Annotated in this window: 14 protein-coding genes; 11 read left to right on the forward strand and 3 right to left on the reverse strand. The window is 43.9% G+C overall.

What is annotated here, in order from left to right:
- The 5 genes from HMPREF9429_RS06310 to HMPREF9429_RS06330 are packed head-to-tail and all read left to right on the forward strand — an operon-like array spanning position 1 to position 4,745.
- Positions 1 to 1,122, forward strand: a complete 1,122-nt coding sequence (locus HMPREF9429_RS06310; RefSeq protein WP_006942483.1) for an LCP family protein — start codon at positions 1 to 3, stop codon at positions 1,120 to 1,122.
- Positions 1,123 to 1,133: 11 nt separating this feature from the next.
- Positions 1,134 to 1,484 (forward strand): ribosome silencing factor, encoded by a 351-nt coding sequence (gene rsfS, locus HMPREF9429_RS06315; protein ID WP_006942484.1) that lies wholly within the window; start codon positions 1,134 to 1,136, stop codon positions 1,482 to 1,484.
- Position 1,485: 1 nt separating this feature from the next.
- Positions 1,486 to 2,352 carry a CvfB family protein gene (locus tag HMPREF9429_RS06320; RefSeq protein WP_006942485.1) on the forward strand — a complete coding sequence of 289 codons (867 nt, stop codon included), beginning with the start codon at positions 1,486 to 1,488 and terminating at the stop codon, positions 2,350 to 2,352.
- A gap of 18 nt (positions 2,353 to 2,370) precedes the next feature.
- The gene (gene thrC, locus HMPREF9429_RS06325; protein ID WP_006942486.1) at positions 2,371 to 3,867 is read left to right on the forward strand and encodes a threonine synthase; all 1,497 of its coding nucleotides are present in this window, start codon (positions 2,371 to 2,373) and stop codon (positions 3,865 to 3,867) included.
- A gap of 14 nt (positions 3,868 to 3,881) precedes the next feature.
- Positions 3,882 to 4,745, forward strand: coding sequence for a DMT family transporter (locus tag HMPREF9429_RS06330; protein ID WP_006942487.1), 864 nt, complete (start codon positions 3,882 to 3,884; stop codon positions 4,743 to 4,745).
- 56 nt (positions 4,746 to 4,801) lie between these two features.
- Here the strand turns inward: HMPREF9429_RS06330 and HMPREF9429_RS06335 are convergent, their stop codons facing one another.
- Entirely contained in the window at positions 4,802 to 6,403 is a 1,602-nt protein-coding gene (locus tag HMPREF9429_RS06335; protein ID WP_006942488.1) for a peptide chain release factor 3, read from the reverse strand.
- Positions 6,404 to 6,583: 180 nt separating this feature from the next.
- Between HMPREF9429_RS06335 and HMPREF9429_RS06340 the strand changes: the two genes are divergently transcribed.
- The 4 genes from HMPREF9429_RS06340 (at position 6,584) to HMPREF9429_RS06355 (ending at position 11,934) form a co-directional block, all read left to right on the forward strand.
- Complete coding sequence (locus HMPREF9429_RS06340) at positions 6,584 to 7,852, forward strand: glycosyltransferase family 4 protein (RefSeq protein WP_040774018.1); 1,269 nt, start codon at positions 6,584 to 6,586, stop codon at positions 7,850 to 7,852.
- Between the two features lie 340 nt (positions 7,853 to 8,192).
- On the forward strand, positions 8,193 to 9,395 hold the full coding sequence (gene alr / locus HMPREF9429_RS06345; protein WP_040774319.1) for an alanine racemase: 1,203 nt from the start codon (positions 8,193 to 8,195) through the stop codon (positions 9,393 to 9,395).
- A gap of 78 nt (positions 9,396 to 9,473) precedes the next feature.
- Positions 9,474 to 10,730, forward strand: coding sequence for a hypothetical protein (locus tag HMPREF9429_RS06350; RefSeq protein WP_006942493.1), 1,257 nt, complete (start codon positions 9,474 to 9,476; stop codon positions 10,728 to 10,730).
- A 25-nt stretch (positions 10,731 to 10,755) separates the two neighbouring features.
- Positions 10,756 to 11,934, forward strand: a complete 1,179-nt coding sequence (locus HMPREF9429_RS06355; protein ID WP_006942495.1) for a M20 metallopeptidase family protein — start codon at positions 10,756 to 10,758, stop codon at positions 11,932 to 11,934.
- Between the two features lie 55 nt (positions 11,935 to 11,989).
- Here HMPREF9429_RS06355 and HMPREF9429_RS06360 read toward each other — a convergent pair whose 3' ends face one another.
- Positions 11,990 to 13,072 (reverse strand): inverse autotransporter beta domain-containing protein, encoded by a 1,083-nt coding sequence (locus tag HMPREF9429_RS06360; RefSeq protein WP_040774021.1) that lies wholly within the window; start codon positions 13,070 to 13,072, stop codon positions 11,990 to 11,992.
- Between the two features lie 180 nt (positions 13,073 to 13,252).
- Positions 13,253 to 14,782 (reverse strand): Ppx/GppA phosphatase family protein, encoded by a 1,530-nt coding sequence (locus tag HMPREF9429_RS06365; protein ID WP_006942499.1) that lies wholly within the window; start codon positions 14,780 to 14,782, stop codon positions 13,253 to 13,255.
- Positions 14,783 to 14,969: 187 nt separating this feature from the next.
- Here HMPREF9429_RS06365 and ppk1 point away from each other — a divergent pair, with 187 nt between their 5' ends.
- Together ppk1 and HMPREF9429_RS06375 are read left to right on the forward strand one after the other, a co-directional pair.
- The gene (ppk1, locus tag HMPREF9429_RS06370) at positions 14,970 to 17,045 is read left to right on the forward strand and encodes a polyphosphate kinase 1 (protein ID WP_006942501.1); all 2,076 of its coding nucleotides are present in this window, start codon (positions 14,970 to 14,972) and stop codon (positions 17,043 to 17,045) included.
- A 53-nt stretch (positions 17,046 to 17,098) separates the two neighbouring features.
- Positions 17,099 to 18,073 (forward strand): 3D domain-containing protein, encoded by a 975-nt coding sequence (locus tag HMPREF9429_RS06375; RefSeq protein ID WP_006942503.1) that lies wholly within the window; start codon positions 17,099 to 17,101, stop codon positions 18,071 to 18,073.
- Positions 18,074 to 18,147: the final 74 nt, after the last annotated feature.

Consider the following 18,147-nt stretch of genomic DNA (forward strand, 5'->3'; position numbering starts at 1 on the left):
ATGACAAAAAAAGAACGAAGCGACCACTCGCCGAGGCGCAGAAGAAAAGCGGCAGGCAGGAAGAGTACTTTCTTACGTAAAGCCCTAGGTTTGATTATCCTTTTTTTTGTCGTAGCGGGTCTGGCATTTGCCTGGCGTACGAATGGACAGAATTTGGCAGGTAAGGATGCCTTCTCCCAAACGGAAGCGGATATTCCCGTCTATACGCTTATTGTAGGCGTAGATGATGAACAACCTCAACAATGCAATTTTGTCGCCTTGGCAGCCGTAAATAAAGATAAGCACCATGTAGATCTTATTGTTCTTCCCGATAATACGAAAATAGAAGGACGAAAGGAAAAGGGACCGCAGACTTTGGCTTCCGTCTATGGCGAAGGCGGGTTGACGCTTTTACAGGCCGTAGTGGAAGATATGTTTCATGTATCTGTTAAGAATCACATTGTTTTTACACAAGAATCGTTTCGTAAGCTCATGGATATGAACGGCGGTATGGATATGTATGTTGAAAAGAATATGTATCATGCCGATAATGCGGGACAGACCGACATTAACTTATTTCAAGGATATCAACATTTAAGCAGCGACGAGGCCTTAGGTTATATGCGCTATCTTGACAGTGATGGGGATTTGGCGCGTGCACGCAGACAGCTGCGGTTTATTAAGCTGTTTTTGACGGAACAATTAAAACATTACGGATTGACCAATGCAGTGGAGATTTATCGCTTCTGGACGAGTGTCGATTCCGATATTTCTACTAAGGATATGGCTAAGTTGGTATACGCTTTCGGCGGTACAAATGTATCCGATTTTTCTTTTTATATCTTGCCGGGAGAGTCGTCGACAATACGTAGTGACAAGGCCTTGGATAATGCGGATTATTGGGTGTATGATCCTATAGAAGCACAAAAGCTTATAGGCATGACCAATAACTCTCTGGCTTCGGATGTGACATTCGTACCCGAACGGCCTGTCAGCTCCGGAGAAAAAGATAGTAAGGACAATAAGGACGGTAGAGACAAGTCGACAAAAGACGGTAGCAAAAAATCCGACGGTAAGGATAGTGACAAGGGTGGATCCGGTGCTTTACCGAACACACCCAAGACTAAAGGTAGTAATCAATAAGGAGTATAAAAATGATTGAACAAAACAATGCATATGAGGTAGCCGTACGAGCTGCCGCGGATAAAAAAGGATCGGCTATTGAAGTTCTGGACATGTCGCAAACATCACTCATGGCTGACCAGTTTGTCATTGTCACGGCTAATAATGTAAAACAGGCACAGGCTATAGCCGACAATGTAGAAGAAAACCTTAAAAAAGAAGGATTTACGGTTTATCATCGTGAGGGTTATACAACGGGACGATGGATTTTATTGGACGCCGGGGAAACGATAGTTCATATTTTCGTCTCCGACGATCGTGAATACTACGGTCTTGAACAGGTATGGGCAGATGTTCCTCGACTTAAGGTTGCAGGAGAGTAACATGGGCGTCAAGTTATGTGAAAATACGGTTGTCGAATTAAAAGTGCTTCGCATAAGTGATGTAGGTGCTTTTTTAGACGGGCAAACGGGAAATACAAATGACGATATTCTCTTACATAAGAATCAACAGATTCACCCGGTTCAGCAGGGGGATACGGTGCGGGTCTTTTTATATCATGACCCGTCGGGGCGATTGACGGCCAGTATGCGGCTGCCGAAAATCAAGATCGGACAGATCGGATATGCTCCGGTCATCAATACGACCCGTTTCGGAGCCTTTGTCGACGTAGGTACGGAACGCGGCATTTTTATGCCCTTTGCGGAAATGAAGGGTCGCCCGAAAGAAGGAGAATACGTATGGGTTAAGTTATATGAAGATAAGTCGCATCGCTTAGCAGTTACGATGGAAGTGGAAGATGAAATGCGCCGAGCTTCCGTAGCGGCAAAAGATGCAAAAATCGGAGACTGGGTAGAAGGAGCTGTTTACAATATAACGGAAAACGGAGCCTATTTAATGACCCGTGAACGTTGGATTGCCTTTCTGCATCGTAGCGAATGGACTACACCTGTCTTAATCGGTCAGATGATTAAAGGACGCATCGCATTTATACGGGATGACGGGCGTATTAATATATCCTTGCGTAAAGTTAAAGAAGCGGCTATGGACGAGGATAGTGAAAAAATAATGTCTCTTTTAGACGCTCGTAACGGTAAGATGCCCTATGGGGATAAAACGGATCCTTTGGTTATTAAAAGTAAATTCGGTCTTAGTAAGGCCGCATTTAAAAGAGCGTTGGGAAGACTCATGAAAGAAGGCCGAGTACGCCAAGACGACGGATGGACCTATGTCGTTTCTCATGACGAGTAGGCCTTGGGAGGAAAAGTTATGAAATACAGAAGTACACGTTCCGATGAAAGGGTAACATCAACATATGCACTATTGCACGGGTTAGCTGCCGACGGGGGGTTATATGTGCCTGAAACCTTTCCGGAAAACACGCTTGTATATGACGATATTAAAGGTAAATCATATATTGATACGGCATGCATTGTTTTGGAAAAATTCTTTACAGACTTTAATCGTTCCGATATTCGTAAGATGGTTGAAAAGGCATATAATTCGACTACCTTTGATGACGAACGGATTGTGCCCTTGCGTTCTTTGGATACGGACGTATCTGTAGCCGAGCTTTTCCACGGTCGTACAGCTGCGTTTAAAGACTTGGCCCTTTCCCTGTTTCCGTATTTATTGACAGCCGCCAAGGAAAAAGAAAAGGAAGTCGGCCAGATTTTAATCCTTACGGCTACGAGCGGTGATACGGGCAAAGCGGCCTTGGAAGGATTTAAAGACGTAGAAGGTACTAATATAGCCGTTTTTTATCCTGAAGACGGAGTCAGCCCCATGCAAAAGCTGCAAATGCAGACACAAGAAGGACAGAATATTTCCGTTACGGCTATTGACGGCAATTTCGATGACGCTCAGTCGATGTTGAAACGGATTTTTACGGATAAGGAAATTAATGACTATGTAGCCGAAAAGGGTGCCGTATTTTCCAGTGCCAATTCTATTAATATAGGACGCTTGTTACCGCAGATTATCTATTACGTGTTTACGTATGCATCTTTGGTTGATGACGGCGTCATCGGTGAAAAAGAATCCTTTGATGTTGTCGTACCGACAGGTAATTTCGGTAATATTTTGGCCGCTTATTTGGCAAAAAAAATGGGTATTCCCGTGGGCACTCTAATTTGTGCTTCCAACCGTAACAAGGTTTTGGCCGACTTTTTTGCTACAGGCGTGTATGATATGAATCGGGACTTTTATGTAACGACCAGCCCGTCTATGGATATTTTATTATCCAGTAATTTCGAACGCTTTTTATACTATTTGACAAACGGTGATGTAGATGCCGTTAAAGTCTGGGAAAAGGAGCTTCAGGAAACCGGGAAAATGTCCGTACCCGAAGCACTTTTGAAAAAAATCGATCTGACCTTTGCCGGCGATTGGATTGATGATGAAGAAACAAAAAACGTCATTAATTATGCATATAATGATGAAACGTACCTCATGGATCCTCATACAGCCGTAGCTTATGGTGTGTATTTAAAAAGAAAACGTCAGGGTCTTGTGTCAGGTCGTCATACCGTTATCATGTCGACGGCTCACCCCTATAAATTCCCGCCTGCCATGTGTCGAGCTTTGGGGTTACCTGTCGATGAAAATCCCTTTGATTCTTTGGAACGGTTGACAGCACTGTCGGGAATTGGCATACCTTACTCCTTAAAAAGGTTGCAAGACTTACCTTTAAGATTTACGGAAACCGTAGATAAGAGTGAGATGAAGAGGACCGTTACGAAGTTTATTGATGATGCTACCAGGTAGAAAGAGTAGTTATAATGAACAAAGGAGTTATTTATTCGGTTTTAGCCGCCTTGGCATTTAGCTTTCAGAATGTTATCGTCAAAGATTTATCCGTATCTATGGGTACCGGAGAAATTGCATTTTTCAGAGGAACAGTAAGTGCCGTTATTATTGTGGCTCTTATGAAACTACAGGGAATTCATCTTTCCCATGAAGACCGCCCCACACTGGCACTACGAGGCGTTTTGGGTGGTGTCGGCATGGTTTGTATGTTTTACGGACTGAGGGGAGTGCCCTTGGGCGATGCATCCATATTATCACAACTGTCGGCGTTTTTTGTCATGCTCTTTGCAGCGATTTTTCTGAAAGAAGTCATTCCTAAAAAAGCTGTTCTGCCGCTTATTTTTATTATCGGAGGAGCATCGCTGGTTGTCAGACCGTGGCATTTTGATGCTTTTAACGTCTATTCGCTCTTTGTCTTGGCACAGGCGGTTTTAGCAGCTGCTGCCTATACGACGGTCAGTAAGCTGACCGCTTCGGGAAAACATCATCAATATGAAATCGTTTTGTATTTTCTTGTTTGTGCGGCTGTAGCAGGTGCAGTGTTGATGGGGGCGGATTTTCATTGGCCCGATTTTCATGAATGGATTTTTTGTCTTATTTTAGGTATTAATTCTGTGTTGGCTCAAATCTGGATGACCCGCTCTTACATGTACGGAAACGCTGTCATTGTAAGTTTTGTAGCGTATATTGCCGTATTTTTCAATTCCCTCTGGGGATTTGTTTTCTTTGACGAAGTCATGACGTCCATGACTTTGATTGGAGGAATTTTGATTATCGGCGGTTCTATGTATTTAACAAAAATGAAACATGAACGTTTAAAAAGTAAGGCCGCCTAAAAAAAGCACCTCTTTCAGAGATCTCTGAAAGAGGTGCTTTTTCATATTCGGTACAATTAAGAATCAAGAGGCAATTCATCCGGTGTAGAACAAAAAAGAAAATCGGGATTACGTTCTATAATCCAATCGGCTTGCCACTCATTGGTGATGAGCAGGACAATTCGTTGTTTATGATCTTTTACAATCATGGCGCTGTCAATATTCTTTAAGTCACGATAATCGCGGTCTTGCGAATAAATCCATTTGGCTACGGAGTAGGGGAGACGATTCATTTCCAAGGTTACACCGTATTCGTGAAGAAGTCTGTATTCGAGAACTTCGAACTGTAATTGACCGACAGCTCCGACAATATAACTTTCCATAGAACCGGGATTTTCATAAATCTGCACAGCTCCTTCTTGAGCCAACTGAGTCATACCTTTTAGGAACTGCTTGCGCTTCATCGAATCTTTGGCACGAATGCGGGCAAAGAGTTCAGCCGGGAAGGTGGGAAAATCGGCAAAGGTGACGGGGAGTTTGCCGCTATAGAGCGTATCGCCTACGCCTAAGGATGAGCTGTCAAAGACGCCGATAATGTCACCGGGCCACGCATCTTCTACCAGAGTTCGTTCTGTAGCGAGAAATTGTTGGGGTTGCATGAGCCGAACTTGTTTACCCGATTGTCTGTGTGTGACAGTCATACCTTTTTCGAATTTTCCCGAACAAATTCTCATAAAGACAATGCGGTCATGGTGCTGCGGATTCATGTTGGCCTGAATTTTGAAAATAAAGGACGTAAACTGCTCGGACATGGGGTCTACGGAGCCTTCTTTAGTTTTACGCGGTTGCGGCTTGGGAGCCAGTTCAAGAAATTTTTCCAAGAAGGGTTTGACGCCGAAGTTGGTCATTGCCGAGCCGAAGAACATGGGTGTCAAAGTTCCGTTTTTGACTTTCTCCATGTCAAAAGCATCACCGGCAGCATCCAAGAGTTCAATATCGTCGATTAACGATTGATGAACTTCATCAGATAAGAGTTCTTTAAATGCCGGATCATCGGCGCTACCTTTAGTAGAGGCCAATTTACGTTGGCCATGGTTCGTGTCCTTTTCAAATAATTCTATAGAAGAGGCCGTACGGTCATAGATACCTTCATAACTGCCGTTAACGCCTAAGGGCCAATTCATAGGGTAAGCTCTGATACCGAGGACCGTTTCTATTTCATCCATAATGTCGAAAGGGTTACGACCGAAGTGGTCGATTTTATTGACGAATGTAAAAATGGGGATGCCGCGTTCACGGCAAACTTTAAAAAGTTTTTTTGTTTGCGCTTCGACGCCTTTAGCTACATCGATAAGCATGACTGCACTGTCGGCAGCCATTAAGGTCCGATACGTGTCTTCACTGAAATCTTGATGGCCCGGCGTATCGAGAATATTAATGCGGTGGCCTTCATAGTCAAATTGTAAAACCGAGCTGGTAACGGAAATACCGCGCTGTTTTTCAATTTCCATCCAGTCCGAAACCGCATGTTTTGACGTTTTCCGGGCTTTTACAGATCCGGCTAAATGAATGGCTCCTCCGTAGAGCAGGAGTTTTTCCGTTAAGGTTGTTTTTCCGGCATCGGGATGAGAGATGATGGCAAAGGTTCTCCTCTTATTGACTTCTTCTTGTAAAGACATGGTACACCTCGTTCGTTTTGTATAGTAACAGTAATAAATATTATATAAGTTTTTTCTTTGACGGGCAAGAAAAGGCGAGTTATTCCTTGTTGTCTCATGCTTATATAATTTTTAAATAAGTGGATTAGAAGACCTTATACTATGCTATAATACTGAGTATTATAATGTGTGAGGTGTGAAATGAGAATTCTTCATTGTTTAGCACAACTTCCTATGAAAACGGGAAGCGGTGTATATTTTGATACGGTACTGCGTTACATGGACGAGAGAGGTCATGAAAATGCGGCTTTATACGGTGTACAGGCCCCTTTTGATCCGGATCTTCCCTGTACGGAAACCTTTCCTGTCGTGTTTAATTCTGATGTCTTACCTTTTCCCATAGCCGGTATGAGTGATGAAATGCCGTACGACTCTACGGTATTCGGTGCTATGAGTGATGAGGACTTACAGTTGTACATAAAAGTTTTTCGTAAACGGTTGGAAGAGGCGAAAAGAATATTCAAACCTCAAGTTGTCATTTCTCATCATATATTTTTGATGACGGCCATTGTACGTGAAGTGTTTTCGGATATTCCCGTGGTGGGTATCAGTCACGGGACGGATTTGCGCCAAGTACGCAAACACGAACGATTTCTGTCCTTTATGGAAGGGGCTAAACATTTAGATGCCTATTGGGCTCTGGGGGAGAATGATAAAAACTGCCTGACCGATCTTTTCGGCTTGAAACGGGAGTGCATAGAAGTGACGGGTGGCGGATTTAAGGATACGATCTTTTATGCTGAAGATGCCGATGAAGCCAAAAAAGAACGTCGTCGGCAATTGTCACCGCAAGTGGTCTATGCCGGAAAAATTTCCCGTTCAAAAGGGATTTTTGAATTTATACAAGCCTTTGTAAAGGCTCAAGTTGAATTTCAAAGACGGCATAATTCTCCTCCGGCCGAATTAATATATATAGGTAACGGTACGGACGAGCAAATTGAAGAGTTGAAGCGTCTCAGTGGATATAACGAGCGGATCCGATTTTTGCCGGCCATGGCACAGCCCGATTTAGCGGCTCTTTTAAGGCAAGCCGATTTTTATACCTTACCGTCTTATTATGAAGGCATAGCCTTAACGGCTGTCGAAGCCATGGCTTGTAATTTGCCGGTTATTACGACGAAGATCATCGGTCTTATGGAATTATTGGGGCCTATCGTAAATGAGTCAGGCTTTATCGAGTATGTAGATCTGCCGCGTTTATATGATGTAGACAAACCGGTTGAGGAAGACATCCCGGCATATATAGAAAGATTGACTGAGGCCTTATTACGCCAATTTGAAAAGTGGGCTACAGGAGAGGTAATGCCTCCTCACGTGCGAGAAGCCGTGGAAAGTCACTCATGGCATCATCTTATAGCGGAAATGGAAGCACGTTTGATGGCATTAATTCATAAGTATAAGCGAACATAAGTAGGTATTTGATTTCCATTACGTCTATTCAATAATACAATAGGAGCATATATTCAGACGTAGTGAGGTGAGGATGTAGCTCATCAAGAATCCATTTGGGCTCGTAAATTTATTTTATTGATTTGCCGTATGAGCCATTTATTTGTTTCAGACCCTTGGTTGCCGTTTCCTTTTGGCAGGATAAAAAGAAATAACGGCTTAACTCGGATTTATGTGGTTTTATGTGTATACATGTATGTTGAGGATTTACACGAGAATTTAAATACCGTATAATTTATCGTAGTAAGAGGTTATTATTCATGTATTCAGGGTTAGTATAAACCTAAGGAGGATGATGGATATGGCTCGACCGACAGTAACGGAAATTACGGAAAATTATACGAAACGTCCCGTTTGGGCGGAAATCGACTTGGACAGAGCCGCCGAAAATATGCGTGAAATTCGCCGTATTACCGGGAAGGACCGCTTAGTGACAGCCGTTGTTAAAGCGGATGCATACGGACACGGTGCCGTCATGTTGTCCAAAGTGTTCTTACAAAACGGAGCGGATCGCTTAGCCGTATCCAGTCTTGATGAAGGAACGGAACTGCGGCGGGCAAAAATCACGGCGCCTATCCTTATTTTAGGGCATACGGCAGGAGAACGGGCCGAAGAATTGTTGGATAATGATATTGAACCGGCTGTTTTTTCTTACCGCGATGCGGAAATGTTTTCTCGTAAAGCAGTAGAAACGGGGCGTGAAGTCAAAATTCATATTGCAGCCGATACGGGAATGTGTCGTATCGGGTATGTCCCCTCTCCCGAGGCGATAGAAGAAGTCAAAAAAATTGCCGCCTTGCCGGGAATTACCATGCAAGGAATTTTTACACACTTTAGTGAAGCCGATATTGCGGACAAAGAATGGGCTCACGAACAACACAGTCGTTTTTCGGCTTTTATCGATGCATTGAAAGGGGCAGGCGTTACTTTTAATATTCATCATTGTTGTAATAGTGCCGGAACATTGGAACTTCCCGATTTCCATAGAGAAATGATTCGACCCGGTATTATTCAATACGGGTATGATGCCTCCAAAGAGGTACTTGTGACGGGTACGAAGATTAAACCCGTCATGTCTCTTCGCTGTTGTATTACCCATCTCAAAACTATATATGAAGGCGATTGCGTGGGCTACGGCCGCCACTTTACGGCAAAGGGGCCTACGAAGATTGCAACGCTTCCTATCGGTTATGCCGACGGATACAATCGGGCTCTTTCATCGAAAATCGATGTTATCGTACACGGAGTCAGAGCTCACCAAGTAGGGAATATTTGCATGGATCAATGTATGATCGACGTAAGTCATATTCCCGATGTGAAAGTCGGCGATGAAGTCGTTCTTTTCGGAGAACAAGGAAGCGAATGCGTAAGTGCCGATGAAATTGCCGATACGTGTCATACGATTATTCATGAAATTACGTGTAACATTAATCGGCGTGTACCGCGTGTTTACGTACAAAACGGAAAGATTGTACAACGATTGGAATACTTGACTCAATCATAATATGTCAGGTTATATCGGCAGTCTCTTCATAGAGGCTGCCGTTTTATATAACAAATATAAAACAAAGGAGAGAAAGTTATGCAGGAATTTCAAGCTTTTTTGGCGTCCACACCCGTATTTGCCTTTTTCATCTTATGTGCTCTGTATGCCATCGGTGAATTTATCGGTACGTATACGAAGGCATGGATTCCGTCCGTATTCATTATTGCTATTTTGTTTCTTGTCGGATACTGGACATTCTTACCGAAAGACATCGTTAAGATGGGCGGTTTAGGAGCGCCTTTAGGCGGGATTATTGCAATCATGTTGGCCATTACTCACATGGGTACGGCTATTAGTCTTAAGGAGCTGTCAAAACAATGGAAGGTCATTGTTGTTTGCTTGGCAGGTCTTTTCGGCATGGTTGTATTTTGCCTGATTCTGGGACTCTTTAATGTCATCGACTTCAACTACATTGTTGCAGGCTTACCTCCTTTGACCGGCGGTATCATTGCTGCGACGATGATGCAGACGGCAGCTGCCGAACTGGGTCTCGAAAAGGTGGCTATTCTGGCTATTTGCATGTACGTATGTCAGGGTTTTGCAGGGTATCCTTTAACGGCTATTATGCTGAAAAAGGAAGGTAACAAACTTTTGAAAGAATACCGCGAAGGTAAGCGCAAAGACGATGCGGCGGTAGGTGATATTGACGCGGAAAACGGTAAATTTACAGCCGAAGAAGCGCCGAGAAAAACCCTCTTTCCGCAGGTTCCGGATAAATACTATTCAGTCAGCTACTCCTTAGCAACCCTTGCCATTATAGGTACCTTATGCCTTGTTGTCGGCAGTTGGACCAAATCGTTTATGGGGGCTTATGCAATCAATCCGGCAGTATTGGCTCTTATTTTCGGTATTATTGCCACGGAATTGGGTTTCCTTCGTCCCAATATTCTCGTTAAAAACGGTTGCTTTAATTTCATCATGTTCATCTTGATGGTCTTTATTTTCGGGGGACTTAGCAGTGCTACACCTGAATTGTTGGCAGAAATTCTCGGACCTATGGTGCTTATTATTGTAGTCGGTGTAATCGGCATGGTTATTTTGGCTTATTTTGTATCGAAGTTCTTGAAGATGAGCCCGTATATGGCTATTGCTACAAGCCTTACGGCACTTTACGGATTTCCGCCTAACTATGTATTGACCGATGAATGCACGACGGCTTTAGCCAAAACAAAGGAAGAAAAGAAAATGCTAATGGACGAAATGTTGCCGCAAATGATTGTCGGCGGTTTCGTTACCGTAACGATTACGTCCGTTATTATCGCATCTCTTTTCATTCCGCTCTTACAACCGTAAGAGTTATATATAAGGGGGACTTGGTATGAATTTTAAAGATAAAATGGCGTCTTATCATGACTATGTCATTGCTATGAGACGCGAGTTTCACCGTATTCCCGAACTGAGTTTTGCCGAACATGAAACGACGAAACGTATCGGTGAAAAATTGCAGGAGTTAAATATTCCCTTTGAAATCAATACGGAAAAAAACACGGGTCTTATCGGGGTTATTAAGGGTGATAAGCCCGGTCCGGCAGTAGCTTTAAGAGCTGATATCGATGCCTTGCCCGTAACGGAAGATACGGGTCTCGACTTTGCGTCGGAACATGAAGGCGTCATGCATGCTTGCGGTCATGATAATCATATTGCTATGTTGCTGGGCGCCGCTAAGATGCTTAAAGACGTACAAAGCGAATTGCCCGGCACGGTATATCTTGTTTTCCAGCCGGCTGAAGAAATCGGCGTCGGAGCTCCGTATATGATGAACTTCGGCGATTGGTTTGAAAAAAGCGGGGCTATCTTCGGAGCCCATATTTGGGGCACCTTCCCGGCAGGTAAAGTCGGTGTTCGCAAAGGCGAAGAAATGGCGGCTACGGAACAGTTCACGATTCGCATTAAGGGAAAACAGTCTCACGGATCCCAACCCCAACTCGGAGTCGATGCGGTTCTCATCGCCTCGGCTACGGTCATGAACCTTCAAGGAATTGTGGCAAGACAGATCAGCCCTCTCGATTCGGTAGTCGTGACGGTCGGTACGATTCATGGCGGTGACCGTTGGAATATTGTGGCCGGCGAGGCTGTATTAGAAGGAACGGTTCGACATTTCAACAATGAAATCAGCAAAAAGGTAGAGAACTCTATTCGGCTGATTGCAGAATCTACAGCCCGGGCTTATGGCGGTACGGCGGAACTCGAATATCATTCGACGGTTCCTCCTACGGTTAACGACGAAGCATGTACTGTCGTTGTTGAAGAGGCTGTAACGGATGTACTCGGCAGGGACGCACTCTTTGAATGTGAAAAAAATATGGGCAGTGAAGATTTTTCCTTCTTCCAGGAAAAGAAGCCTGGTGCGTATTTCTTTGTAGGCAACTATAATGAAGAAAAAGGTACCGTTTGGTCTAATCACAGTAATCATTTCACATCCGACGAAGAGGTTCTTACGGGAGGCGCAGCGGTATACGCACAAATTGCCGCTTCATACTTGGAAAAACATTCGTAAGACAAAAAAAGAGGACTGCATAGCAGTCCTCTTTTTTTTGTCGGTTTCTGTAATCCTATAAGTGGTCGTGAGGATAATGTATATGAAACTCTCCCTTGTATTTAGTAGCTGTCATATCATGACGGCGTACTTTATCAAACATTTGGGAACGAGCCGTTGTTGTATCATCCGAGTTACCGTGTTTACCGCCAAAGAGTGCAAAATCGGTTTTACCCAAGGTGTACATAACCTGAATATAGAACTCGCCGGAGTGCCCCGAGGGCTTGTTATAGCCCGTATCGACGGCAATATGGGGTGTAAGATTAATTTCCGTACCTACTTTATAGCCGTCTTTATAGGTATTGAAAGTATGGAGCAACATGCCGTATAGACCGCGGACATCCCTGTGGATATTCCAGTGATATCGATTAATATAAGGACGCAGATAACGAGCGTTTTTAAAAGTTCGGGAATAACCGATATCATATCCCGAAGCCGTCATAGAGCGACTTGTGTGGACTAAGGATACGCCCGTATCAGGTGTATTGTAAGGAGCCGGATAGGGTTCATCTATTGTGCTCTCCGAATAGAAGAAATCTCCGCTTCCTAAGTGTTTATAGAAATTGGCATAAAACTTATTTTCGCCTACTACATATTCGGCTCCCACACCGGCACGTCTGTAGTTATCCTTAAAAGAATAGTCGTAGAAGGCATTGGCTCCTACGTAGGCGTTTTCGCTGCGGCTTAAGTGGCGATAGCCCAAGCCGATACTGCCCGTCGTACCGATGCGATCGTAGCGGTTGACATGACGCTCTTCATAGATGACAGTGCCGGACCCCGGAACGGGCTCGTTTAGGTATTCGTCATAAGTAAAGACGTCACCGAAATTGGAAGAAACACTGCCTTGAATGAACACGAGGTCTTTCGACGTTTTTTCATCGTAGTGGCTTAAAGGTTGTAAGGTTTCTACTGCATACTGAGGCTCGTGATTTGTCTGAAATTTGGCTTTTATGTCCGTTCGATCGAGCCAATTGTGGGTTAAGGGCATTTCCTTTCCAGTTGAAAGTGTTTCGGTACCTGTCGCATAAGCGGATGAACCTACGCTACAGATAAGAAGACAGGAGAGTACGGCCCCTTTAACATTAAACTTATTATTCACGTATAAAACTCCTTATAATTTTTTCTATGCTTATATTGAATTATATATAAGCATCCTGAAAAATACAAGTAACTGATAATATTTTGTTATAAAGAAATATGTTCTTTATAAAATATTCATGCTTAAGTCGACAAGAGTGTCGACTTAAGCATGAATAAGATTCGATAGATAACATATTGATTATTTCCAAATAAGGACGAGAGGAAAGCCGAATTCCTTTTTGAAAGATTTCGTAAATTCCTGCATGGCGTAATCGGCGCTTTCATAGGGAGCCCCGTCTTTGGCATGGAGAATAATGATGACTACGTCGTCTTTAATTTCCACATCCATTCTTTCCACAATATTTTCATACGTATGGTCCGAGGCTTCGGCCAAAGCCAGAAGTACGGACATTTTGCGAATAACGGCCCACTCGTCATCAGAGGGAATATTGGCATATTTATAGGCTCTTTGGATTTTTCGACTGATGCCGTGGTGAAAGCCTGCAATAAAGGCCGTCATCATTTGTTCTCTTTGGGTCATACCGTATAGGGGAGCATGGCCGATAATGAAGGCCGAGTGACGGGCATGATTGTAAAAGTTTACGCGCTTACCGATGTCATGCAAGAGAGCTGCCGTGACAAGTAACTCGCGAATTCGGTCGTTGCATTTATGTAAGGGTTTCAGTCCGTCAAAGAGCATGGCCGATACCTTGGCTACTTGATTTAAGTGCGGCCGATTCAAGTCGGCAATATTTCCCAAGTAGTTATTAATACTGAAGGCCAGAATATTGTCGAGACGGGGACTTTTCATTTTATACATTTTCGCATAATACTCAAAGAAAAGGCCTTCACGCAAACCGCACCCGCTGACGATTAGTTCGTGGGCACCCACTAAATCAAATATGGTTTTAATGACGGCACCGCCGGCAATAATAACATCGCTCCGTTCGCTTGACAAACCGGGCACCTTCTTGCGGGCTGCCGGCGTTTTTTCAACAAGCGTCCGGAAAATTTTTTCGAATTCTTCATGTAATAAGAGGTAATTATGAATGGTCGGCAACTCATAGTTGCGAGCTCGTTGATCCATTTTAGCAAAGTTGCGGGCCGTGCCGCCGATACCGACAAGGGGGAGTGACACGTCTTTTAGCCACGACACCTCGGCTAAGGTTTTGCGTAAAAACTTCAAACATGTGTGTAAGCGATCCTCCGAGACGGCCCCGGACGTGTCGAATCGTTCCGTAATAGTAACGGCACCGACGGGAACGGATACGGCATGAACGATATTGCGATCTTTAACCAGCGTTAATTCGACGCTGGCACCCCCTAAGTCGAATAGGATAAAATCTTGAATATCAATGGTGTTAATGGCGCCTAAGTAACCTAAATAAGCTTCGCGTTCACCGGCAATGACGGACATGGAAATACCCGTTTCTTTCTTGATTCTTTCCAGAAAGAGCATACCGTTATCGGCATTGCGAACCGCCGCCGTAGCGACGGCAAGGCAAGTTTTGATTCCCTTAATATCCATAATGTGTTTATACACATGAAGACTTTTTAAAGCCTTAGCCATGCCTTCTTCCGTAAGAGAACCTGTACGTGATAAGCCCTGACCCAGACGAATGGTTTCCTTATCCTGATAGACAAAAGAATAGGCTTTGTTGTCCTTAATTTGAGCAATGACGAAGCGAATGGAGTTTGATCCCATGTCGATAATGGCTATATGTTCCATAGTAACCTCATTTCCGTAGTGACGGTGTCTTTTTATTTATTGTACAGATAAAAGGGCGAAAGATAAAGGGATGAAGAACAAATCTTTTTGTCATCAGTTCTTTAATGAATATATGAAAAGTTTTTATGTGTGTACTATAATATATATGAAATGAAGGTGCTTTGACCTGTAAAGGACGGTAATATTGATGATTCATGCAAAGGAAAACAGATATTTAAACCGTGAATGTACGTGGATAAACTTTAATGAGCGAGTGGTTAACGAGGCTGCGATTTCATCTATTCCTTTATTGGAACGAGTTAACTTTCTATCTATCAGTGCCTCTAACAACGACGAATTTTTTATGATTCGCGTAGCCGGTATTAAGCATTTATTGGCAGAACAGATAACTCGTAAGGATATTGCCGGCTTGACCCCAAAGGAGCAGTTTGAAGCCATTCAATTGATGGAACATTCTCAGTGTCGCCGTCAATATAAAATTTATAGAGACGTTAAAAAGCGATTGTCGGCAGAGGGGATTCATATTATTTCCTTTGATGAGGCCAATGAAGAAGAAAAACTTTATTTGGAAAAATACGTAAAGGAAGAAATCTACCCTGTAGTTACACCCTTGGCTGTCGATACGGCTCACTTTGTTCCTTTTTTGGCGAGCTTATCTTTAAACTTAGCCGTATTTTTGCAACGTGAAGGCGGCGGCCTGATGAAGGCGGCCGTACTTCCCGTTCCGTTAAAGACCGTGCCGAGACTCATTGAAATACCGCAGAAAAGGGGGGGCCATACCTTCGTCTTTTGCGAGGACCTGCTGGCGGCTTACGGTCATCTGTTTTTCCCGAGTTATATAATTACGGAGATCAGACCCTTTAGATTGACTCGCGATGCCGACTTGGAAATCAGTAAGGATGCCGCAGACTTGTTGGCGGAAGTAAAAAAATCGCTGAAAAAACGAAAAAAAGGGGCTCCTGTTCGCTTGGAAACGGACTGTCGTATCAGTCCGGCTATGCGACGCTTTTTAAAGACCGTGGCAGACGTGGAAGAAGCTGATATTTATGAAATAGACGGGCCTGTGGATTTAACGGGACTCTTTGAAATCACGGCCTTGCCCGAATATGATCGTTTGAGATTTCCCGCGGCTTCTCCACAACCCGTATGGGAACTGTTGCCGTATAGGAAAGAAGAATTATGGTCTGTCGTTAAAAAACATAATATTATGATGCATCATCCTTATGAAACCTTTGCAGCCGTAGACGATTTTATCTATTTGGCAGCCAAAGATCCGGACGTTTTAGCTATTAAACAAACCTTATATCGTGTCGGTACGCAATCGGCTATTATCGATGCTTTGGCGGCGGCTGCCGAAAACGGTAAAGAAGTAACGGTCCTCATGGAAGTAAAGGCGCGGTTTGATGAAGAAAATAATATTCATAAGGCACGCAAATTGGAAGAAGCGGGATGTCATGTCATTTACGGGGTAGCCGGGTTAAAAACCCATTCGAAGATTACCCTCGTCGTACGACGGGAGAGTGACGGTATTCGCCGTTATGTACACTTGGCTACAGGAAATTATAACGGAAAAACGGCCCGTATTTATACGGATGTCGGCATTCTGACGGCGGATCGGGCTATGGGGGAAGATGCATCGGCTTTTTTCAACCTTTTGTCCGGCTATTTTGAAAGTCCGGCTTGGAAAAAACTGGCGGTAGCTCCCTATGACTTACGAGAACAACTGTATTCGTCCATTGACAGAGAAATCTCTGTGGCTAAAGCGGGTAAGAAGGCCGTTATTATTGCCAAGATGAACTCCCTTTTAGATCGACACGTTATTGACCGGTTGTATGAAGCCTCTCAGGCCGGAGTGATTGTACGTCTTATTGTTCGCGGTATCTGCGTACTCCGTCCGGGAGTGACGGGACTTAGTGAGAATATCAGTGTACACAGCATTGTCGGAAGGTTTTTGGAACATAGCCGTCTCTTTTATTTTTACAATGACGGTGCGGAGGATGTATTTATTTCTTCCGCTGATTGGATGCCCCGAAATTTAAATGAACGTATCGAACTGCTTGTACCTGTAGAATACGGGCCTCATAAAGAAAGAATCAAAGAAATTCTCCGACTCAATTATGAAGATAATGTAAACGGTCATATTATGGATCAAAACGGAGAGTATACCTATCTGACAGATAATAGAACGGGTCCTGCCGTCAATGCTCAGGAGACCTTTCAGCAACTTGCGGAGCAAGCTGCTTCGGGGCCTGAAAACGGCTGAAATTGACACGCCATACCTCCTTTGTTACAATTGGTCATAATTGGAGGGATTGCATGAGAAAATGGAAAGAATCGATTACACGGACCTATTCCGTTTTGGTTGCTTTGTTGATTCTCGTGTCTCTGACAGGATTTATCGATAAGGGAAAAACGGTTACTGTTATTGAAGACGGTAAGAGCCGGGAAGTATACACGCGCTCTTTAAATAAAGATGCCTTAACGCGAGAGCTGGGGATTACACCGGCGTCTAAGGACGAAGTCTATCTTTCGACACCGAAGCTTACGGACGGGTCTGTGGCCACTGTTCGTCGGGCCGTTCCCGTAACGCTGGATTATAAAGGACAGACCGTTACGGTCTCGTCAGGCAAAAAGACGGTAGGAGAGGTAGCGGCTCAATACGGGTATGATCGTGAAAACTACAGACCGTACGGGAATCCGGAAGCTCCCGTAGAAAAGGACATGACCGTTCGAATCGGTAATTTGTCGCGGAAAACCGTATCGGAAGACGATGTAGTTCAATATGTTATTGAAAGTATTCCCGACGAATCTATCGGTCAGGGACGTGAAGAAATTGTCCAGGAAGGTGTTAACGGGCGTAAGCGAGTAACGAATAATATTGTCAGTCTGGACGGACAGGTTGTCGGTAAGGAGCACATAAAGACGGAACTCATCTCCGAAATGAAGCCCCTTATTCGTAAAATAGGTACTAAGGAAACAGTAGAAATCAATACGGGTGATATTTCCAAATATAAGGAAGTATTGACCATGGTGGCGACAGCGTACTTGCCGACTGACGGAGACGGTCGCGGTATTACCTATACGGGCACTCGTGCACGATACGGCGAAATTGCCGTCGATCCGCGTGTCATTCCTCTGGGAACTAAGGTTTTTATTCCCGGTTACGGCATTGCCGTAGCGGAAGATACGGGCGGTGATATTTTGGGCAACCGTATTGATTTATGTATGGAAAGTTATGATTCGTGCATGGCTTTCGGTCGTCGTACCGTACAAGTGTATATTCTCGAGTAAAAAGGGGCGTAAGCCCTTTTTTATTGCTTTTCAAATCCTTGCTACCCGACTTTCTTTATGATATAATCATTAAG

It is taken from the genome of Megasphaera micronuciformis F0359 (assembly GCF_000165735.1).
Lineage (GTDB): Bacteria > Bacillota > Negativicutes > Veillonellales > Megasphaeraceae > Megasphaera > Megasphaera micronuciformis.